The 21,101-nt window shown below is 68.5% G+C and carries 17 protein-coding genes and 1 pseudogene; 11 read left to right on the plus strand and 7 right to left on the minus strand.

Annotated features, from left to right (window positions below; translation table 11 throughout):
- Positions 1 to 58: 58 nt before the first annotated feature.
- Both BST28_RS10265 and fadD2 read right to left on the minus strand, forming a co-directional pair.
- Positions 59 to 946 (minus strand): type IV toxin-antitoxin system AbiEi family antitoxin, encoded by an 888-nt coding sequence (locus BST28_RS10265; protein ID WP_083080905.1) that lies wholly within the window; start codon positions 944 to 946, stop codon positions 59 to 61.
- A 129-nt stretch (positions 947 to 1,075) separates the two neighbouring features.
- Positions 1,076 to 2,746 (minus strand): long-chain-fatty-acid--CoA ligase FadD2, encoded by a 1,671-nt coding sequence (fadD2, locus tag BST28_RS10270; RefSeq protein WP_083080906.1) that lies wholly within the window; start codon positions 2,744 to 2,746, stop codon positions 1,076 to 1,078.
- 68 nt (positions 2,747 to 2,814) lie between these two features.
- Here fadD2 and ligD point away from each other — a divergent pair, with 68 nt between their 5' ends.
- On the plus strand, positions 2,815 to 4,047 hold the full coding sequence (ligD, locus tag BST28_RS10275) for a non-homologous end-joining DNA ligase (RefSeq protein WP_083080907.1): 1,233 nt from the start codon (positions 2,815 to 2,817) through the stop codon (positions 4,045 to 4,047).
- Here ligD and casI read toward each other — a convergent pair.
- The 4 genes from casI to BST28_RS10295 form a co-directional block, all read right to left on the minus strand.
- The gene (casI, locus tag BST28_RS10280; protein ID WP_019734880.1) at positions 4,044 to 5,708 is read right to left on the minus strand and encodes a steroid-22-oyl-CoA synthetase; all 1,665 of its coding nucleotides are present in this window, start codon (positions 5,706 to 5,708) and stop codon (positions 4,044 to 4,046) included. The genes ligD and casI overlap by 4 nt on opposite strands.
- A gap of 69 nt (positions 5,709 to 5,777) precedes the next feature.
- Positions 5,778 to 6,539 (minus strand): SDR family NAD(P)-dependent oxidoreductase, encoded by a 762-nt coding sequence (locus BST28_RS10285; RefSeq protein ID WP_083080908.1) that lies wholly within the window; start codon positions 6,537 to 6,539, stop codon positions 5,778 to 5,780.
- Positions 6,540 to 6,561: 22 nt separating this feature from the next.
- Positions 6,562 to 7,590: a phosphotransferase family protein gene (locus BST28_RS10290; protein ID WP_083080909.1), complete on the minus strand. Its 1,029-nt coding sequence runs from the start codon at positions 7,588 to 7,590 to the stop codon at positions 6,562 to 6,564.
- A complete protein-coding gene (locus BST28_RS10295; protein ID WP_083080910.1) occupies positions 7,587 to 8,798 on the minus strand; it encodes an acyl-CoA dehydrogenase family protein in 1,212 nt (403 codons plus the stop codon). The genes BST28_RS10290 and BST28_RS10295 overlap by 4 nt, the downstream gene beginning before the upstream one ends.
- A gap of 147 nt (positions 8,799 to 8,945) precedes the next feature.
- Here BST28_RS10295 and relB point away from each other — a divergent pair, with 147 nt between their 5' ends.
- From relB to BST28_RS10345, 10 genes and pseudogenes are all read left to right on the plus strand, one after another.
- On the plus strand, positions 8,946 to 9,866 hold the full coding sequence (relB, locus tag BST28_RS10300) for a type II toxin-antitoxin system RelB family anti-toxin (RefSeq protein ID WP_083080911.1): 921 nt from the start codon (positions 8,946 to 8,948) through the stop codon (positions 9,864 to 9,866).
- Positions 9,867 to 9,871: 5 nt separating this feature from the next.
- The gene (locus BST28_RS10305) at positions 9,872 to 13,474 is read left to right on the plus strand and encodes a hydantoinase B/oxoprolinase family protein (protein ID WP_109560678.1); all 3,603 of its coding nucleotides are present in this window, start codon (positions 9,872 to 9,874) and stop codon (positions 13,472 to 13,474) included.
- Positions 13,475 to 13,493: 19 nt separating this feature from the next.
- Positions 13,494 to 14,465, plus strand: a complete 972-nt coding sequence (locus BST28_RS10310) for an ABC transporter substrate-binding protein (protein WP_065287926.1) — start codon at positions 13,494 to 13,496, stop codon at positions 14,463 to 14,465.
- Between the two features lie 89 nt (positions 14,466 to 14,554).
- A complete protein-coding gene (locus tag BST28_RS10315; protein WP_065287927.1) occupies positions 14,555 to 15,205 on the plus strand; it encodes a 5-oxoprolinase subunit B family protein in 651 nt (216 codons plus the stop codon).
- A 15-nt stretch (positions 15,206 to 15,220) separates the two neighbouring features.
- Positions 15,221 to 16,114 carry a 5-oxoprolinase/urea amidolyase family protein gene (locus BST28_RS10320; RefSeq protein WP_065287928.1) on the plus strand — a complete coding sequence of 298 codons (894 nt, stop codon included), beginning with the start codon at positions 15,221 to 15,223 and terminating at the stop codon, positions 16,112 to 16,114.
- Positions 16,115 to 16,122: 8 nt separating this feature from the next.
- Positions 16,123 to 16,668: a GNAT family N-acetyltransferase gene (locus BST28_RS10325; protein ID WP_065287929.1), complete on the plus strand. Its 546-nt coding sequence runs from the start codon at positions 16,123 to 16,125 to the stop codon at positions 16,666 to 16,668.
- A 114-nt stretch (positions 16,669 to 16,782) separates the two neighbouring features.
- Positions 16,783 to 18,006 carry a sodium-dependent bicarbonate transport family permease gene (locus BST28_RS10330; RefSeq protein ID WP_065287930.1) on the plus strand — a complete coding sequence of 408 codons (1,224 nt, stop codon included), beginning with the start codon at positions 16,783 to 16,785 and terminating at the stop codon, positions 18,004 to 18,006.
- A gap of 229 nt (positions 18,007 to 18,235) precedes the next feature.
- Positions 18,236 to 19,642, plus strand: coding sequence for an MFS transporter (locus BST28_RS10335; RefSeq protein WP_065287931.1), 1,407 nt, complete (start codon positions 18,236 to 18,238; stop codon positions 19,640 to 19,642).
- A gap of 87 nt (positions 19,643 to 19,729) precedes the next feature.
- Positions 19,730 to 20,029 (plus strand): annotated as a pseudogene (locus BST28_RS10340) (winged helix-turn-helix domain-containing protein); the annotation flags it as partial.
- Positions 20,026 to 20,742 (plus strand): sirohydrochlorin chelatase, encoded by a 717-nt coding sequence (locus BST28_RS10345; protein WP_065287932.1) that lies wholly within the window; start codon positions 20,026 to 20,028, stop codon positions 20,740 to 20,742. The pseudogene BST28_RS10340 and the gene BST28_RS10345, both read left to right, overlap by 4 nt.
- Here the strand turns inward: BST28_RS10345 and BST28_RS10350 are convergent.
- Positions 20,716 to 21,051, minus strand: a complete 336-nt coding sequence (locus BST28_RS10350; protein WP_019734894.1) for a cupin domain-containing protein — start codon at positions 21,049 to 21,051, stop codon at positions 20,716 to 20,718. The genes BST28_RS10345 and BST28_RS10350 overlap by 27 nt on opposite strands.
- Between the last annotated feature and the right edge of the window lie 50 nt (positions 21,052 to 21,101).

Raw genomic sequence — 21,101 nt, forward strand, 5'->3', positions numbered from 1 at the left:
ACTCCCGGGAGCTTCCGCGTGCGATTCTGTGTCTGCTCGGCGATGACAGCGTGCTCGGTCAACTCGCCAGCCGGGAGCGGGCCAACTGGCGGTTGATCCGATCAGCCAACCGGGCGGGATGACGCCGGACATCGTCGACGACAATGGGAATCGACGTCCAGCCGACGTCCTGGATGCCGCCGTTGCGGATCTTGTCCCGCAGCATGGCGGGGCCGCCGGCATGCCAGTCGATGCTCTCGTATTCCGCGGCCACCATCACTTCCGGCCAAGCGAAATCGGCTAGCCAGATTTCACCGTTCCGCCCATAGATCGGGTACTGAAGCTCGGGGGTTGGGACGCCGTAATCGATCATCACCAGCCGCGCTTCACTTTCCATTGCCGAGCCAGCGCGCCCGTCGACATAGGGCAGCAGGTCACGCACCGCAACGATGCCTTTCCGGCCGCGCTGCTCAAGTACCGCCAGCTCAAGCTCGCGCGGCGAACACCGGCCCGCATGCACTGCGGCGTCGAGCGTTGCGAGCGCGCGGGGCCGCCGCAATTCGCGCGCCACCTCAACGGCGGTCCACGCCGGAGCCGTGGCAAGCCGACCTGCAATCGGGCGCAATGGGGCTCCGATCCGCTGATGCACCATCAGCCCTCTGGTCGGTCGCATCCGCACCCCGGGATCCAGGACATGAATCGCGGTCGTGTTCTCGGTGTCAAAGCCATAGAGCCGAGCTGCGGTTCCCAGGCAGGCCACCGCGGGCTGCCGCATAAGTAGATCGAGCGCGCGCAGACGCCCAACCAGGTCGGGTTCCGCCGCGGCGTACACGCCGTACCAGACCCGGACCAGTCCGCCCTTGCGCACCTGGACGTCGAGTTGCTGGCGGGTCATCATCGTCAACAGCTGTCGCGTCGTCGCAAACCCGCCGGCTTCGTGAAGTAGGGCCAGGGCCTCCGCATACATCCCCGCAGTCTGCGGAGGCCCCGAAGCAACCGCCACTCACCGCTGTGGATAGCCCGCGAGCAGACGCAGAATCGCATTCGCGGGGCATCCCGCGTGCGATTCTGCGTCTGCTCGCGCCAGAAACCCGCCCTACAGGTCGCGGAGTTCGCGCTTGAGGATCTTGCCGGTGGGGTTGCGCGGCAGCTCGTCGAGGAACACCACCTCGCGCGGAACCTTGTAACGCGCCAGGTGCTCCTTGACGTAGACCTTGATGGCGTCCTCGTCGACGGTGGAGCCTTCCTTTTTCACCACGAAAGCGCGCAGCCGCGCACCCCACTCCTTGTCCTCGACGCCCAACGCAGTCGCCTCGATCACGTCGGGATGCCCGCTGATCAGGTCCTCGACCTCGGCCGGGAAGACGTTCTCGCCGCCGGAGACGATCATCTCGTCGTCGCGGCCGCTGACGTAGAGCAGACCGCGCTCGTCGAAGTAGCCCACGTCGCCCGAGGACAGCAGCCCGTCGATGATCTGCTTGCCACCGCCGCCGGTATAGCCCTCGAACGGGAAGAAGTTGCCGACGAAGATCCGCCCCACCTCGCCCTGCGGCAGATCGTGACCGTTGTCGTCGAGGATTCTGACCTTGACGCCCTTGACCACCCGTCCCACCGTCGCCGGGTTGTATTGCAGGTCGTCCGGATCGGCGATGGTGGCGAACGCGACCTCGGTGGAGCCGTACATGTTGTAGATCACCGGCCCCAGGTCCTTCATCGCCCGGGTCGCCAACTCGGCCCCCAGCTGCGACCCCGAGACGAACACGATCCGCAGGTGCGACAGGTCCGGTTTGGGGCTGGTCTTCTCCAGCTGGTCGAGGATCCGCGACAGCATGACCGGGACGACGACGATCCCCGTCACCTTGTGCTTTTCCAGGTCCTCCAGCACGGTGGCCGGCTTGAAGCGCCGGCGCAGCACCAACGTCGAGCCGAAGAACATCGCCAGGGTTCCGTGCAGGTAGCCCAGCGCATGGAACATCGGCGAGGGCAACGACGTCACCTCACCGGCACGGAACGGGACGTGCGACAGGATTCCGCCGATCGGCGCCAGCGTGGGCGGGGTACTGCGGTTGGCGCCCTTGGGGGTGCCGGTGGTACCCGAGGTCAAGATGATGATCGACGCGTGCTTGGTGACCTTCGGCGCCGGCGCCTTGCTGCTGCGCGCGATCAGCTGGGCCAACGTCTCGTCGGTGCTGCCCGACGGTTCCTCCGAATCCGGGTTGACGCCCAGCGCCCGCAGTTTGCCCAGCGGTGGGTCGGCCTTCGCGACCGCAGCGGTGTACTCGTCGTCGTAGATGATCAGTTTGGCGCCCTCGCGCTCGGAGACGTCCTTGATCTGCGGGCCGGAGAATTCGCTGTTCAGCAGGATCAGCCGGGCCCCGACCCGGGCGCAGCCGTAGTTGGCGATCAGAAACCAGCGGTGGTTGCGGGCCAGGATCGCCACCCCGTCGCCGCCCCGCACGCCCATCGCCAGCAGGCCGTTGGCTACCGCGTTGGCGGCCGCGTCGAGTTCTTTGAAGGTGATGCTGCCGTCGTCGTCGATGACGGCGAGGCCATTGGGGTTACGGCGGGCATTGAGGGCCGGAATCATTCCCAGCTCGCCCCACCGGGCCCCGTCGACGAGTGCGTTCGCAATGATTCGCGGTGACTCGATCTTCAGAGCACCGGATTCGATGACCTTGCGCAGATAGTGCAGCTCGGCGTTGCCGCGTTCGAGGTAGCGGCCGAGCGTGGTTACGGCCTGACCGGGCAGGTCGGTGAGCTTTGCCATGGAGCAACCTTATGTGACTCAGGTCGCTGCCGGGCAGCGGATTCGACCTCATCATTAGCATTGCGATCATGGCCGGCGGGTTGTCGCTGGACGTGGCGGGACACCGGGTGGCGGTTACCCACCCGGACAAGGTGGTGTTCCCGGCCCGTGACGGCACCGCCCCGCACACCAAACTGGACCTGATTCACTACTACCTGTCGGTGGCCGACGCCGCATTGCGCGGAGTGGCCGGGCGGCCGATGATCCTAAAACGCTTCGTCGACGGCATCGACGCCGAAGCCGTCTTCCAGAAGCGGGCACCGGCCAAACGCCCGGACTGGGTGTCGGTCGCCGAACTGCGCTACGCCTCGGGTCGATCGGCCGAGGAGGTCGTGATCGACGATGCGGCCGGGCTGGCTTGGGTGATCAACCTGGGCTGCGTGGATCTCAACCCGCATCCCGTGCTCGCCGCCGACCTGGACCATCCCGATGAGCTGAGGGTCGACCTGGACCCGATGCCCGGCGTCGGCTGGCCGCAGATCGTCGAGGTGGCACTGCTGGCCCGGGAGGTGCTGGCCGATCATGGGCTGACCGCCTGGCCCAAGACGTCCGGTTCGCGGGGCATGCACATCTACGCGCGCCTCGCACCCCGCTGGCAGTTTCCGCAGGTCCGGCTGGCCGCGCAGGCGGTGGCCCGGGAGATCGCGCGGCGCGCGCCAGAGTCGGCGACCAGCCGATGGTGGAAAGAAGAGCGGGGCGCCCGGGTCTTCGTCGACTTCAACCAGAACGCCAAGGACCGCACCGTCGCCTCGGCCTACTCGGTGCGCGCCACCGCCGACGCCCGGGTCTCCACGCCACTGTTCTGGGAGGAGGTTCCCGAGTCCGATCCGGCGGCGTTCACCATTGCCACGGTGCCCGAGCGGGTCGCGGCGATCGGTGACCCGTGGGCCGGCATGGATGACACCGTCGGCGACCTGGAGTCGCTGCTGGAGCTGGCCGAAGCGCAGGGCCCGGCGGAGAAGGCGCCGCGCGGCGCACGAAAGAACGTCGACGGCCGGCGCACCTCACCGCTGCCGTTGATCGAGATCGCCCGCACCAAGACCCGCGACGAGGCGATGGCCGCCCTCGACGTCTGGCGGGAGCGGCACGCCCCGGCGGCCGAACGGCTGGCGCCCGAGGACGTGCTGGTCGACGGCATGCGCGGGCCGAGCTCGATCTGGTACCGGATCCGGATCAACCTGCAGCACGTTCCGGCCGGGCAGCGCCCGCCGCAGGAGGAGCTGATCGCCGACTACAGCCCCTGGGAGGACCGGAAGGGCTAGCAGCGGGGCACGGAGATATAACTCTGCCGCCCGTGGGCCGCGAATTCGGCGTCCAGGGTCTGCTTGTCGTCGTCGGTCATCCGGGCGTAGACCGGCCCACCTCGGCCCACCCAGCGGTACACCGGGTCGTCGGTGTGCCAACGTTGTTCCTGCAGTTCGCGTTTGAGCACCTTGTTCGAACCGGTGACGGGCAGGCCGGTCGAGATCCGCAGGAACCGGGGCGTGCCCTTGCTGCCCAGGTCGGGTTGGTCCGCCAGAAACGCGGCGAACTGCGCAACGTCGAAGCCGCCGGGGTCGGCGACCTCAACGGCACCCATCACCTGGTCACCGGAGCGGGGGTCGGGCACCGCGTACACCCCGGCGGTGATCACCAGCGGATGCCGCCGCAGCACCCGTTCGATGGTCAGCGCCGAGGTGTTCTCACCGTCGACCCGGATCCAGTCGCCGCGCCGGCCCGCGAAGTATAAGAAGCCGGCCTCGTCGCGGTAGCCGAGATCGCCGGTCCAATACCAGCCGCCGCGAACCTTCTCGGCGTCCGCGTCCTCGTTCTTGTAGTAGCCCTCGAAGTCACGGGCTCCGGTCTTGTCGACGATCTCGCCGACCGCGTCGTCGGCGTTGACCACCCGGCCGTGCTCGTCCAGGACGGCCAGTACGCACTCGATACGGGTCTGTGGGTCGACCACGGCGATGCCGGAGTGCGCGGGGCGGCCCAACGCGCCGGGCGGCGCCGCCGGGTCGGGCAGCGCGGCGTTGCCGCCCTCACTGGATCCGTACCCCTCGTGCAGCACGGCGCCGAACCGGCGGAGGAACTCCGCCTGATCCTGCGGTGACGCCTCGGTGCCGAAGCCACGGACCAGGGTGTTGTCCGAGTCGTCGGGGCGTTCCTCGGTGGCCAGCAGATAGCCCAGGGCCTTGCCCACATAAGTGAAGTACGTCGCCCCGAAATAGCGCACGTCGGGCAGGAACTGCGACGCGGAGAACTTCGGCGTCAGGCAGACCGTGGCCCCGTTGGCCAGCGCCGGCGCCCACAGCGCCATGATCGCGTTGCCGTGGAACAGCGGCATGCAGCAATAGTCGACATCCGAGCGCACGTGGCCGAATTTGTTGGTGGCGGTTTCGGCGATCCGGGTCAGCCGGCCCTGGCTGCACTTGACCGCCTTGGAGGCGCCGGTGGTGCCGGAGGTGAACAACAGCAGCATCAGCGTTTCGGGGCCGACGCCGGCCGCCGCGGCGGGCTCCCCCCGGTGCGCGTCGACCAGCGCGGGATAGTCCGGATCGTCGATGACCAGCAAGCGCTCGGGGTCCAGGCCGTGGTCCAGGCCGCGCAGCCGACCGGATCCGCTCGCGTCGGTGACGATCAGCTGGCAGTCGGCGTGGCGGATCTCGGCGGCCATCTCGGCATCCCCGCGGGTCGGGTTGATCCCGACGATGACCGCGCCCGACAGCGCGCCCGCGCCGAGCCAGAACACGAAGTCGGGGGTGTTGTCCAGAAGGACGCCGATGTGGAACGGCCCGTCTCGTCGCAACGCCGATGCCAACGCGGCGCGCGCAGCGGACTCGCGCACCACCTCGTCCCAGGTCCAATCCCGCTGCCGGGTACGCAGTCCCGGATGCTGATCGCCGAGGCGCGCCAGCAGCATGCCGGCGATGTCGTCAGGCATTCGGACCCGGTTCGGAAATGCAGACCCCGTCGACGCCCATCAGCAAAGGCTACCGGGGTCGTCACGACCTCAGTTGATCGTGACCCCGCCGTCGACGACGACGGTCTGCCCGGTGACGTACCCGCCGGCATCCGAGGCCAGCCATACGACCGTGGCCGCGAGTTCGTCGGGATCTCCCATCCGGCCCAGCACGATGCGGTGCGAGACGCTTTCCAGGTAGCCCGGACGGTACTGGTCGGTCATCTCCGATGCGAAGAAGCCGGGGGCGATCGCGTTGACCCGGATTCCCTTGCGGCTCCCCCACTGCTGAGCCAGGTCGCGGGTCAGTCCGATCAGCCCGGCCTTGCTGGCGGCGTACGCCGCTTGCGGCAGCCCCGCCGTGGTCAGCCCCAAGATGCTGGAGATGTTGACGATCGCCGAGCCCGGACCCATCACCCGTCCGCAGGCCTGCGCGGCCCAGTAGGCGCCGTTGAGATTGATGTCGATCACCTCGCGGAACTGCTCCGGTGTTTCCCGGGTGGCGGGGTGCGCGGTTCCGATACCGGCGTTGTTGATCAGCACGTCGACTCGGCCGAAGCGCTCCATCGCGGCCTCGACCATACGGGTGGCCGCCGCCGGGTCGGCGACATCGGTCGCCACCGGCAGGGCCGCACGTCCCGTCGCGGCGACCAACTCGGCTGCGTCGGTGAGCTTTTCCACCCGCCGCGCCGCCAGCACGACATCAGCGCCGGCCTCGGCAAGGGCCCGGGCGAAGTACACGCCGAGACCCGAAGATGCCCCGGTCACCACTGCGACCCGGCCGTCCATCCGGAATTTGTCCAATACGCCCACCCGTCTCACCTTTCTCGATCCATCAGCAGTTCAATTCCTTTCGCGCCGCAGCGATGAACTCCGGTGCGGCTTGCGCGGCCTCATCGGCGTGTAGCACGTTTCCAGCGCCATGCTGGGCCCGGTGGGTGATTCCCTCGGCGATGACCCCGATCTTGAAGTTCGCCAACGCCAGATAGAAGTTCCACTCCCCCAGGTCGCGTCCGGAAAGCTGCGCGTACTGCTCGGCGAGGGTATCGGCGGACGGCAGTCGGCTACTGGTCCAGGCGGCGGGGTGGCCGAAGACGAGGTCGAACGCCGGTGAGCGGTAGACGCACATCAGGGCGATATCGGTGAGCGGATCCCCCAGAGTGGAGAGCTCCCAGTCCACCACCGCCCGGATCGTGCCGGCCTGTTCGGGATCGCAGATGGTGTTATCGATCCGGAAGTCGCCGTGCACGACCGAGGGCTCGGCGCCGCGCGGGATGGCGTCGGCGAGTGCGGTGGCCAGCTTCGCCACATCGCGGCTGACCGGATCGTCGCTCTCGCGGGTCCGGACCAGGTCCCACTGGCGGGCCCACAGCCGCACCTGGCGTTGCAGGTAACCCTCAGGCCTGCCGAATGATTCGAGCCCCACCGCCCGGTAGTCCACCGCGTGCAGGTCGACGAGGATCTGGACCAGCGCCGCGGCGTTGGCGGCCAGTTCGGCATCTGAGAGCACGCCGAGATCATCGGTGTGCCGGAATACCCGGCCGGTCACGAACTCGGTCACGGTTAACGGCGCACCGCACACCGTGCCGTCGGCATCGAACGCGACGGGCCGGGCGATGGGCACGGCGGTGCCGAACAGACCTCGGGTGACAATGTATTCGCGGCCCACATCATGCGCCGACGGCGTCAGGCCGCCGAGCGGAGGCCTGCGGACAACCCAGGCCGACAGCTCGTCGCTGACCTTGAAAGTGAGGTTGGAACGGCCACCGGCGATCAGTTCGACGTCGAGGTCGCCCCGAACCGGGACTCCGCCGTCAATCAGATACTGCCGCAGGGCGCCCGGATCCACGCCTTCGACCGTCACTGCTGGGTCGCCTTGAGCGCCCGCCGGGCCGCGCCGATCCGGCGTTTGGCGATCGCCCAGCGATGCACCTCCGACGGCCCGTCATAGACCCGGAACGGACGGACTTCCCTGGACAGCCGCGCAGGCGGCAGGTCCTCGGTGACACCGCGCGCCCCACACATCTGCACGCTGCGGTCGACGATGCGGAAGATGGCCTCGGCGGCGAAGGTCTTCGCGATCGACGTCGCATCGCTAGCGCTGCCGCCCTGATCCAATTCCCAGCAGGCCCGCACCAGCAGAGCCCGGGTCGCGGCGATGTCGATTTCGTTGTCGGCCACCATGTTCTGGATCATGCCCAGATCGCCGAGCGCCGACCCGAACGCCTGGCGCTGCACGACATGGGCGAGCGCGGTGTCGTGACCGCGGCGTGCCGCGCCCAGCCACCGCATCACGTGCGTCATGCGCGCGGGACCAAGGCGGACCTGGGCGTACTCGAAGCCGCGATCGACCTCGCCGAGCACCGCTTCCTCGGGGACCCGAACATCGTCGAAGTGCACCTCGCAGTGACCGCCCACCATGGCGCGGTCGAGGGTGGGCAGGTGCCGGCCGACCGTCAGGCCGGGGCTGTCGGCGGGGACCAGGAACATGGTGGCGCCACCGCGCTGCCCGGCCTCCCCGGAGGTCCGCGCCATCACGATGAAGAACGCCGCCCCCTCCGCACCGGTGATGTACCACTTGCGGCCGGTGATGTACCAATCACCCGAGCGGCGTTGCGCCGTGGTCGTCAGCGCGGCCGGATCCGACCCCGCGCCCGGCGCCGGCTCGGTCATCGCGAAGGCGGACCGGACTTCCCCGGCCGCCAACGGGGCCAGGTAGCGAGCCTTCTGATCGGCGCTGGCCACCTCCGCCAGCAGATGGACGTTGCCTTCGTCCGGCGCTGCGATATTGACCGCGGCCGGACCGAACAGCGAATATCCGGCGGCCTCGAACACCGGCGCACGATCGGACATGTTCAAACCCAGGCCGCCGTATTCGACGGGGGCGTGCGGCGCGAAAACCCCGGCTTCCCGGGCCGCGGCATGCAACTCCTTGATCACCGTGTCGCCGCCCGCGGCCGTGATGTCCCCGCCGAATCGGTCCTCGACCGGAATCACGACGTCGTCGATGAACGCCCGGGTGCGTTCGACGAGGGCCGTCACCTCTGGCGAGTAGTTCAACTCGATTGCCATGTCACTCCATCCCCGCCGGCAATTCACCGACCGATCACTCGGCCCGAACAGTACGGACTGTGACATAAAGGGCTGTGCCAGTCAAAAGACTGCGTTGGCGGTGGATCTCCGGCCGGATATAGTTCAGAATTCTTGAACATGGGTGGTATGGCCGAACCTGCCGGGTGCGGCAGCGCGATCCGTGCGGCACGTCGGGCCCGGGGCCTGACCCTCCGGGAGCTGGCGCAGCGCCTGGGCGTGAGTGCGGCGACGGTGAGTGCGGTCGAGAACGGCAAGACCGGGATCTCGGTGGCGCGTCTGCAGGAGTGCGCACGGGCGCTGGGGCTGACCCCGGCCCAGATCCTGGAGGGCGCCGTCGCAGCACCGGCACCGCGCCCGGACCAGACGGCAAGCGTGCAGCACCCCGGGTCGGGGGTTGGCGACTGGCGGACGTTCCCGCCGCTGGCACTGGACGGTGTCCTGAGCGCGGCGATCGATGCCTTCGTCGACACCGGCTATCACGGCAGCACGATGCGCGATCTGGCAGCACGCGCGGGCATGAGCGTTCCGGGCATCTACCACCACTACCCCGACAAGCAGACGCTGCTGGTCGCGATCCTGGATCTGACCATGACCGAGCTGCACTGGCGCGTCGAGGCCGCCCGCGCCGGGGCGCCGACGGGCATCGCAGAGGTGCGGCGCATCGTCGAAGCCTTGGCGCTGTTCCACACTCATCGCCAGAAGCTGGCTTTCATCGGAGCCAGCGAGATGCGCAGCCTGACCCCGGCGAATCGGCAGCGCATTGCAGAATCACGAAACAGAGTGCAGCACATACTCGATGCTGCGATCGACCGCGCAGCCGCAGAGGGCGGCGGCGGGCCGGTCACGGTCCTCGGCGACGTCGGGGACCGCCGGATCGCCGGCCGCGCCATCGCGACGATGTGCACTTCGCTACCCCAGTGGTTCAACGCCGCCGGACCCGCGACACCGGAGGAGACCGCGCGCGCCTACGCCGAGTTCGCGGTCGCCCTGCTGGGCCGACCCGGACCGGTGTCCGCGCCCTGGTCCGACGGTGGTTGGGCACAATAGGAGACGTGTCGACGACGTGGCAGTTCTGGATCGACCGGGGCGGCACCTTCACCGATATCGTGGCCCGACGGCCCGATGGGCGACTGGTCACCCACAAGCTGCTCTCGGAGAACCCGGCCCAGTACCGCGACGCCGCGGTCGCCGGAATCCGCGCCCTGCTGCAGATCCCCGACGAGGCGCCCATTCCGGCCGGCATCATCGACGCGGTCCGGATGGGCACGACGGTGGCCACCAATGCCCTGCTGGAACGCGCCGGCGAACGCACGCTGCTGGTCATCACCCGCGGCTTCGGTGACGCGCTGCGGATCGCCTACCAGAACCGGCCCCGCATCTTCGATCGGCACATCGTGCTGCCCGAGCAGCTCTATGAACGCACCGTCGAAGTCGACGAGCGTATCGGCGCCGACGGCAGCGTCCTGCGCGCACCTGACCTGGAGACTTTGGGCGAGGCGTTGCGTGCGGCCCACGACGACGGGATTCGTGCGCTGGCGGTGGTATGCCTGCACAGCTATCGCAACCCCGCGCATGAACGCGCCATCGGCGCCCTGGCCGACCAACTCGGCTTCACCCAGATCTCCCTGTCGTGTGATGTCAGCCCCTTGCCGAAACTGATTCCGCGCGGCGACACCGCGGTCGTCGACGCCTACCTGTCCCCGGTGCTGCGCCGCTACGTCGCGCAGGTGGCCGACCAGTTGCGCGGCGTGCGCCTCGAGTTCATGCAGTCCAACGGCGGCCTGGCCGCCGCGGACCACTTCCGGGGCAAGGACGCGATCCTGTCCGGGCCGGCCGGCGGAATCGTCGGGATGGTGCGGATGTCGGCGCTGGCCGGCTTCGGCTCGGTGATCGGGTTCGACATGGGCGGAACCTCCACCGACGTCTCGCATTACCGGGCCGACTCCGGCGGTTACGAGCGGGTGTTCACCACCGAGGTCGCCGGGGTGCGGCTGCGGGCTCCGATGCTGCACATCCACACCGTCGCCGCCGGCGGTGGATCGATCCTGTACTTCGACGGCAGCCGGTTTCGGGTCGGGCCGCAGTCCGCGGGCGCCGATCCGGGACCCGCCTGCTACCGGCGCGGCGGACCGCTGACGGTCACCGACGCCAACGTGATGCTCGGACGCATCCAGCCGGCCCACTTTCCCGCGGTGTTCGGACCGGCCGGCGATCAGCCGCTGGATACCGCTGCGGTGCGACGGAAATTCTCCGAGCTGGCCGGCGAGATCCTCATCGCCACCGGCGATGACCGCACCCCCGAGCAGGTCGCCGACGGGTTCCTGCGCATCGCGGTGGCGAATATGGCCAACGCGGTCAAGAAGATCTCGGTGCAGAAGGGCCATGACATCACCCGCTACGCCCTGACCACATTCGGTGGCGCCGGCGGACAGCACGCGTGCGCGGTCGCCGACGAACTGGGTATCCGCACGGTGCTGGTACCGCCGATGGCCGGGGTGTTGTCCGCGCTGGGCATCGGGCTGGCCGACACCACCGTGATACGGGAACAATCTGTCGAGGCCCGGCTGGACGCCGCCCTCGACTTGAGCTCGGTCGCCGACGAACTGGAACAGCAGGCTCGCGCCGCCCTTGCCGCGCAGGACATTCCGGCCGACCGGATTCAGGTGATCCGCCGGGTCCACCTGCGCTACCAGGGCACCGACACCTCGATTCCGGTGGAGCTCGGCGACCTGACGCAGATGACGGCGGTATTCGAAGGCGTCCACCGCGGGGTGTACTCGTTTTTGATGGACCGCCCGCTGATCGCCGAAGCCGTGGCGGTCGAGGCGACCGGCCTGACCGAACAACCCGACCTGGTCCTGCAAGCACGTTCCGGCACCGGCCGGCCTACCACCGAAGTCGTCCGGCTCTACACCGCGGGCGACTGGCGCGAGGCACCGCTGTACCGCCGGGAGGCGCTCACCCCGGCCGACGTCGTGACCGGGCCGGCCATCATCGCCGAGGACAACGCCACCACCGTGGTCGACGACGGCTGGCAGGCCGGCCTGAGCCCCGACGGACAACTGATCCTGCGGCGCACCGCCCCGGTAGCACCGGACGATGCCGGAACGGAAGCTGATCCGGTGCTGCTGGAGATCTTCAACAACCTGTTCATGGCGATCGCCGAGCAGATGGGCACCCGGCTGGAGGCCACCGCGCAATCGGTGAACATTCGTGAACGGCTGGACTTTTCGTGTGCGCTGTTCGACGCGCAGGGCAACCTGGTCGCCAACGCACCGCACATTCCGGTGCACCTGGGGTCGATGGGAGCGACCGTCAAGGAGGTGCTCGCCCGGCGGGCCGGACAGATGCGACCCGGACAGGTCTACGCGGTCAACGATCCGTACCACGGCGGAACCCACCTGCCGGACATCACCGTGGTCACCCCGGTCTACGCCGAATCCGCGAAAGCCGGCGACCCGGTGCTGTTCTTCGTGGCCTCCCGCGGTCACCACGCCGAGATCGGCGGTACCACTCCGGGTTCCATGCCCGCCGACAGCCGGACGCTGGAGGAGGAGGGCGTCCTGTTCGACAACTGGCTGCTGGTCGAGGACGGGCACTTCCGCGAGGCACAGACCCGGGCGCTGCTCACCGCGGGTCGATTCCCCTCGCGCAGCCCGGACACCAACCTCGCCGACCTGCGCGCCCAGATCGCGGCCAATCAGAAGGGCATCGACGAGATCCATGCCATGATCGCCCATTTCGGACTGGATGTCGTGCAGGCCTACATGCGCCACGTTCAGGACAACGCCGAGGAGGCGGTGCGCCGGGTCATCGACTCTCTCGACGACGGCCAGTACCGCTACGTGATGGATTCCGGCGCGACCATCGCGGTGCGGGTGAGTGTCGACCGCGTCAATCGCAGCGCCACCATCGATTTCACCGGAACGTCGGCACAGTTGGCCACGAACTTCAACGCGCCGTCGTCGGTGGCCACCGCCGCGGTGCTCTATGTGTTCCGCACCCTGGTGGTCGACGACATCCCGATCAACGACGGCTGCCTGCGTCCGCTGCACATCACGATCCCGGAGGCGACGATGCTGGCGCCCCGATACCCGGCCGCGGTGGTGGCCGGCAACGTCGAGACCTCCCAAGCGATCACGGGAGCACTGCTGGCCGCGCTGGGAGTGCAGGCGGAGGGGTCCGGGACGATGAACAACGTCACGTTCGGCAATGCCGGCCACCAGTATTACGAGACACTCGGTTCCGGTTCCGGTGCCGGCGACGGGTTCGACGGCGCCTGCGTGGTACAGACCCATATGACCAACTCCCGGCTCACCGATCCCGAGGTGCTCGAGATGCGATTCCCGGTGCTGTTGCGCGAGTTCGCCATCCGGCACGGCGGCGGCGGGGCCGGCCGCTGGCGCGGCGGCGACGGCGCGGTGCGGCGGATCGAGTTCCGCGAGCCGATGACCGTCAGCGTGCTGTCCGGACACCGGTCCGTCGCCCCGTACGGGATGGCCGGCGGATCGCCCGGGGCACTCGGGCACAACCGGATCGAGCGCGCCGACGGCGCCGTGACCGAACTGGCCGGCTGTGACTCCACCGACGTGGCGCCCGGCGACACCCTGGTGATCGAAACTCCCGGCGGCGGCGGGTATGGCGAACCCGGCTGAACGGCGTTAATCTCGCGCCATGCGCGATCAGTGGAGCCGGCGCGGCTTCTTCGGCCTCTGCAGTACGGCCGGAGCCGCAACGTTGTTGGCGGCCTGCGCATCCGAACGCCATGATGACCGCGGCGCCCCGGGACCGGTGACCATAACTCACCTCTTCGGCGAGACGACCGTCCCGGAACCGCCCAAGCGGGTGGTCAGCGCCGGCTACACCGGTCAGGACGACCTGCTCGCGCTGGGAGTGGTACCCATCGCGGTCACCGCCTGGTTCGGCGACCAGCCGTTCGCGGTATGGCCCTGGGCGCGACAGCGCCTCGGCGCGGCCAGACCCGTGGTGTTGGACTTGGACAACGGGATTGCGGTCGACCAGATCGCCGACCTCAAGCCGGATCTCATCATCGCGACCAACGCCGGGGTAGACGCCGAGACCTACCAGAAGCTGTCGGCGATCGCGCCGACCGTGCCGCAATCCGGCGGCGAAGCGTTCTTCGAGCCGTGGAAGACCCAGGCCACCGCCATCGGCGCAGCGGTACACCAGCCTCAGCAGATGCGGTCGCTCATCGACGGCGTCGACGCCCAGTTCGCCGAGGTCGCCGCGGCGCATCCCGGCTTCGCCGGCAAGAAGGCCCTGCTGCTGGCGGGCCGTCTCGAGAGCGGCCCCGACAGCGACTCCGGGCACGGATTCGTCACCGCCGGCACGGGTTGGCGCACCGAGTTCCTCGCCCAGATGGGATTGACCGTCGCCGATGCGCCGGCGGTCATCGGCCGCGACCGGGTCGGTGCCACCCTCGGCGGCGCCGACGTGCTGATCTGGACCACCGAGAGCGACGACGAACGCCGGGCGCTGTTGGACGATCCCGACATCGCCGCCTACGAGTCGCGCAGCGTCTTCACCACCAAGGACCAGGCGGGGGCGATCGCCTTCGCCTCCCCGCTGAGCTACCCGCTGGTGGCCCAGCAGTTGCCGGGGCCGATCGCCGAAATCGTCGGGTAGCAATCCCGACTCTGCGCGTTTGGTAAGGCCCCTCTGGCATAGCCCGCAGAACTGTGGCCTAGATCACTTCGCGCGGCTACGGTCGGGGTATGAGCGCGACATTGGCCTCCCGGGCGACCGACACAATCCTCGACTACGGCGACTGCGCACTGCTGTTGCAGTTCGACCGCACCGCCGAGGTACTGGCATGGACCGCGGCCCTGAGCGCCGCGGCGCTGCCCGGGGTGATCGACATCGTGCCGGCGTCACGCACCGTGTTGGTGAAGCTGGACGGCCCCGACTACCAGACCGGTGTCCGACGCCGGCTGGCCAAGCTGAGCGTGGAAGCGGAGGAGATCGCGACCACCCCGGCCGATGCCGCGGTCGACGTGGTGATCGACGTGGTCTACGACGGCCCGGACCTCGCCGAGGTGGCCGAGCGCACCGGATTGACCGTCGCCCAGGTGATCAACGCGCACACCGAGACGCCCTGGCGGGTCGGATTCGGCGGTTCGACCCCGGGTTTCGCCTACCTGATCGGCGGCGACCCGCGACTGCAGGTGCCGCGCCGCGCCGAGTTGCGGGACGCCGTTCCGGCCGGGTCGGTGGCGCTCGCCGGCCAGTTCAGCGGCATCTACCCGCGCCAGTGGCCGGGCGGTTGGCAGTTGATCGGCCGCACCGACGCGGTGCTGTGGGATCTGGCACGGCCCAGCCCGGCGCTGCTCACACCGGGGCGCACGGTGCAGTTCCGGGCCGCGTGACACCGGGAGGATGACATGACCACGTTGGAGGTATTGCGGACCGGACCGCTGGCCTTGGTCGAGGACCTCGGCCGGGCCGGGTTGGGCCATCTGGGCGTCACCCGGTCCGGGGCCGCCGACCGCCGGTCCCACAAGCTGGCCAACCGTTTGCTGGCCAATCCCGACGACCGGGCCACCATCGAGGTGGCGTTCGGCGGCTTTGCGGCTCGGGTCCGCGGCGGCGACATCGACATCGCCGTCACGGGCGCCGATACCGACCCCGAGGTGAGCGGAATCTCGTTCGGCACCAACAGTATCCAGCGCGTCCACGATGGCCAGGTGATCTCACTGGGCACACCGCGGTCGGGTCTCCGGACCTATCTGGCGGTACGCGGGGGCATCGAGGTCACGCCGGTGCTGGGCTCGCGCAGCTACGACGTGATGGCCGCGATCGGGCCGGCGCCGTTGCGCGACGGCGACGTGCTGCAGATCGGCGAACGGGTCGGCGACTATCCCGAGATCGACCAGGCGCCGGTGGCGACGATCCCCGACGACGTCGTCGAACTGCGGGTGACGCCCGGGCCGCGCGACGACTGGTTCGTCGATCCGGACATCATGGTGCGCACCAACTGGCTGGTCAGCAACCACAGCGACCGGGTCGGGATGCGGCTGGTCGGGATGCCGCTGGAATACCGGTGGCCGGAGCGGCAGTTGCCCGCCGAAGGCGCCGACCGCGGCGCGATCCAGATCCTGCCGAACGGGTTCCCGATCATCCTCGGCCCGGACCACCCGGTGACCGGCGCCTATCCCGTGGTCGGGGTGGTGACCGAGGAAGACATCGACATGCTGGCGCAGGTCCGGCCCGGGCAGACCGTACGGATGCACTGGTCGCGACCGCGCCGCCACCCGTCCGACCAGTCGACCTGGTAGGCCGGAGGGTGCTTCGCAAGGTCCGCACCGCCCGCCTCATCCACACCTCCGACCTGGACGACGAGACCCGCCGCGGCGCCCATCAGCTGGTCATCGAGGCCTATGGCGACCGGTACTCCGACGCCGAGTGGCAGCACGCGCTCGGCGGGATGCACGCCCTGATCTGGCACCGCGGAGCCCTGATCGCGCACGGCTCGGTGATCCGGCGCCAGCTGCTCTACCGGGGCCGATCCCTGCGCTGCGGCTACGTCGAGGCCGTCGCCGTCCGGGAGGACCACCGGGGACGGGGGCTGGCCACCGCGGTGCTGGACGCCTGCGAACAGGTGATCCGGGGCGCCTTCGAGCTCGGCTCGCTCAGTTCGGCCGATATCAGCCGCCGGCTTTACACCGCGCGGGGCTGGCTACCGTGGCGCGGGCCGACGTCGGTGCTGTCGCCGACCGGGCCGGTCCGCACCCCCGAGGCAGACGGCACGGTGTTCGTCATGCCGGTTGACCTGGACTTTGACACCTCTGCCGAACTGGCCTGCGACTGGCGCGACGGCAACGTCTGGTAGGCCGGGGGTTTCCCCTGGTCGCCGCGCTCACAGCAAATACGCAACCGAAACAGCAGGCTGTAGGCAGGCAGGCGACGTAGTCTGTCCCGCTGGACATCGACCCGGGAGACCCCCATGCTCTTTGAGTTCTGGCACAACTTCACCCACAACCTCTTCAAGCCACTGCTCCTCTTTTTCTACATGGGTTTCCTGATTCCCCTCCTGAAAGTTCAGTTCGAATTCCCTTATGTGCTGTATCAGGGCTTGACGCTGTATCTGCTGCTGGCGATCGGCTGGCGTGGCGGTGAGGAGCTCGCCAGCATCGACGCATCGAGCATCGGCGGGGTCCTCGGCTTCATCGTGCTGGGGTTCTTCACCAACCTGACCATCGGATTCATCGCCTACGGGATGTTGTCCCGGATGACCGGGATGAGACGTATCGACCGAGCCACCGTGGCCGGTTATTACGGGTCGGATTCCGCCGGCACGTTCGCCACCTGCCTAGGCGTCCTGGCGGCATTGGACATCGCGTTCGACGCCTACATGCCGGTGATGCTGGCCATCATGGAGATCCCGGGTTGCATCGTGGCGCTGCTCCTGGTGGCGCGGTTACGCGAGCGCGGTATGGACCCGCTGGGCAACATGCCCGACGAGCCGGGCTACAACCCCAAGGCGCGCCTGGAGTTGGTCACCGCCGCCCAGCTGAGCGCACAGCATCCCCAGACCCGGCGTCAGGCGGAGATCGAAGATGAGCTGGAGATCTCGCTGGAGAAACTCGAACACCCCGACGCGGCCGCTGCCGAGCCGGTGGTGACGGCGGCGGCGCCGGTCAGCGTGCCGCTGCTGCGCGAAGTGCTGCTCAACCCGGGCCTGTACCTGCTTTTCGGTGGAGTCATCATCGGCTTCGTCGGCCGCCTGCAGGGCGCTTCGGTGATCGAGGACGGGGACCATGTCTTCGTCACGGCGTTCCAGGGCATGCTGTGCCTGTTCCTGCTCGAGATGGGCATGACGGCGTCGCGCAAACTCAAGGACCTGCGGACCGCGGGCCGTGGATTGATCGCATTCGGGTTGTTGGCCCCGAATGTCTTTGCCACAGCTGGGATTTTCATCGTCCACACCTACTCGCAGGTCACCGGGATCCACTTCGAGACGGGCAGCTACGTACTGTTCGCGGTGCTGTGCGGCGCGGCCTCGTATATCGCTGTTCCCGCGGTGCAGCGAATCGCGATCCCGGAGGCCAGTCCCACGGTGCCGCTCGCGTCATCGCTGGGTCTGACGTTCTCCTACAACGTGACCATCGGCATTCCGCTGTATCTCCAGATCACTCACGCCGTCAACAGCTGGCTACCCCTCAGCTGATTGACAGGGGGTTGTGTGAAATAGGCTGCGCGCACATGCAATACGTGACGTTGCCCACATCATGAACGACTCTGCTCCAGGCGCCGTGTACCAGTAGGGCTGCACTCCAACGCATTTACAGGTTCTACACCGAAACCTGCCAGTTCGGATGGGTATGTTCGCTCAGCGGCCCACCGTGACGAGGTAGCACGGCACGGCACGACGGTGGCCCAGAGCACGAGGAGTTTCCATGACGCCCACCCATCTCAGCGAATTCGACCCGGAGGACTGTGCGGCCTGGGAGAGCGGCAACAAAGCCGTCGCGCGACGCAACCTGATCTGGTCAACCGCCACCATGCACGTCGCCTTCTCCATCTGGTCACTGTGGTCGGTGGTCGTCTTGTTCATGCCCGAATCGGTTTACGGCATCAAACCGGGCGACAAGCTGTTGCTCGCGGCGGTCGCCACCCTGGTCGGTGCGGGTGTGCGGATTCCGTACGTGGCGGCCACCGCCAAGTTCGGTGGTCGCGACTGGGCGGTGTCCTCGTCGCTGATTCTGCTGATACCCACAGTCGGCACGCTGTTGTTGCTGGTCAACCCGGGCCAGCCCCTGTGGATGTATCTGGTGTGTGCAGCCCTGACCGGGCTGGGGGGCGGCAACTACGCGGCATCGCTGGCCAACGTCGACGCGTTCTACCCGCAACGACTCAAGGGCGTGGCACTCGGGCTGTGCGGCGGTATCGGCAACCTCGGGGTGGCGGCCATCCAGCTGGTCGGGCTGCTGGTCCTTGCCACCGTCGGCAACACCAAACCCGAGCTGGTCTGCGGTATCTACCTGGTGCTGCTCGCCCTGGTCGGTATCGGCGCCGCGCTGCGCATGGACAACCTCGACCACGGCGCCAAAGAGGTGGGCAGCATCCGGTCGATCCTGTCGGTTCCCGACAGCTGGGTCATCTCGTTGTTGTATTGCGCCGCCTTCGGTTCGTTCATCGGCTTCGCCTTCGCCTTCGCCCAGGTGCTGCACGTCACCTTCGAGGAGACCGGCCACAGCCCCGCCGACGCCTCGCTGTACGCCGCCCGGATCGCCTTCCTGGGGCCGCTGCTGGGCGCGTTGTCGCGCATCTACGGGGGCCGGGTGGCAGACCGGCGCGGGGGTGGACGGGTCACCTTCGTCGTCTTCGTCGGAATGATCCTGGGCGCCGCGATTCTGGCCGTCACCAGCACGATCGACGACCGCACCCCCGGCACGGTGACCTCGACCACGGTCGTGCTCTACATCAGCGGGTTCATCGCGCTGTTCATCCTGGCCGGGATGGGCAACGGCTCGGTACTGAAGATGATCCCGTCCATCTTCGAGGCCCGCAGCCGCTCGCTGGACTGCAGCGAGGCCGAGCGCCGTCACTGGGCGCGTTCGCATTCCGGTGCGTTGATCGGATTCGCCACCGCAGTCGGCGCGCTCGGCGGGGTCGCCATCAACCTGACGCTGCGGCAGGCCTACGCCAGCACCGGAACCGAGACGCCCGCCTTCTGGATCTTCCTCGCAACGTATTGCGCCGCAGCGGTATTGACCTGGGTGATGTACGTGCGCCGGCCCCCGCGGATGCCGGCCCGCACTGCCCCGCGGGCGACGCAGGACACCGAGACGGTGCCGGTGTGATCCCAATCGCTGCCGCCCTGGGCAACGGACTGGAAATCACTCGGTAACACAGTGGAAATCGACTGCCGTTAAACCTTGTACATGAGCACCGTGCAAGCGGCCGGTCACCTCATCACGATTGAGGACGGCCGGGTCTTCGTGGACGGGATGATCAGGCCGGTTTCTCCCGCCGGCCTGGCCACCCTGCGGGCGCTCGCACACCGACCGGGCACCGTCGTGCCGCGGGACACCTTGCTGCGCGCACTGCCGGGTCGAGGCAACAGCGGGCACGCGGTGGACACTGCGGTGCTTCGGCTGCGAACCGCGTTGGGCGACAGCCAGATCGTCGCCACCGTGGTCAAGAGGGGTTACCGACTCGCGGTCGACGACCAACCGGGGGCCGCATGATCCCCATCCTGGTCGCACACGGCACCCGCCGGCCCGAGGGCATCGTCATGATCGGTGAACTCGCCGAACGGGTCGGTGCGCTGCTGGGCCAGCCGGTGCGGGTGGCCTTCGTCGACGTACTGGGCCCCACCCCGACCGAGGTCCTTGCCGCGGAGGCCGACTCCGGTCGTCCGGCGGTCGTGGTGCCGGCTTTTCTGGCCCGCGGCTATCACGTCGGGGTGGACGTGCCCACGCACGTCCTGGCCAGCGGGCACCCGGACGTCACGATGACCCCGGCACTGGGACCGGATCGGCGGGTGGCCGCTGTGGTGGCCGCGCGACTGGCCGAAGCGGGCTGGCTTCCCGGGGACTCGGTGGTTCTCGCGGCGGCCGGTTCGTCAGACCCGACGGCGCGCGCCGACCTGGACCAGGCCGCGCAGATGCTGTCGGGGTTTCTCGGCACGCACGTCGAGGCGGCGTTCGCCGCCACCGGCAGGCCCACGGTCGCCGACGCGGTGGCAGCCTTGCGCAGTCACGGCGCGACCAGGGTGGTGGTGGCGTCATATCTGCTGGCCGACGGACTCTTTCAGCGGCGACTACACGAGGCGGGGGCGGATCTGGTGACCCGGCCACTGGGCACCCACCCCGGCCTCGCCCGGATCGTCGCCGATCGCTTCATCACCGCGCAGACCCGGCTGCCGTTGCGGTCAGGGCTTTTTGGCGACGGTCAGTAGCAGCGTCGAATCCTCCAGCGCACTGACCGCGTGCACCGCCGGCGGTATCACCAACAGGTCGCCGCTTCGGCCGATCCAGGAGTCGGTGCCGGCCGTCAGCTTGATCCGGCCGCTGAGCACATGCAGCGTCGCGTCGTCGGCCGAGTTGTCGTGGTCGTCGAGTGTCTGCCCCTGGCGCAGCGCGATCACGGTCTGCCGCAACACACATTCGTGACCGCCGACCACCGTGGTGGCGCTGCGGCCGCTGGATTCGGCACCGGCTCGGTCGAGTTGATCGCGGGCCAGGGCTGTGAGTGAGAACTTCTTCATCTGCCGACTCCGTCGTGGGGGTTTTCGGACCGACTGTGAGCCTACCGCCG

Origin of the sequence: Mycolicibacter kumamotonensis, assembly GCF_002086285.1 — a bacterium.
Classification (GTDB): domain Bacteria; phylum Actinomycetota; class Actinomycetes; order Mycobacteriales; family Mycobacteriaceae; genus Mycobacterium; species Mycobacterium kumamotonense.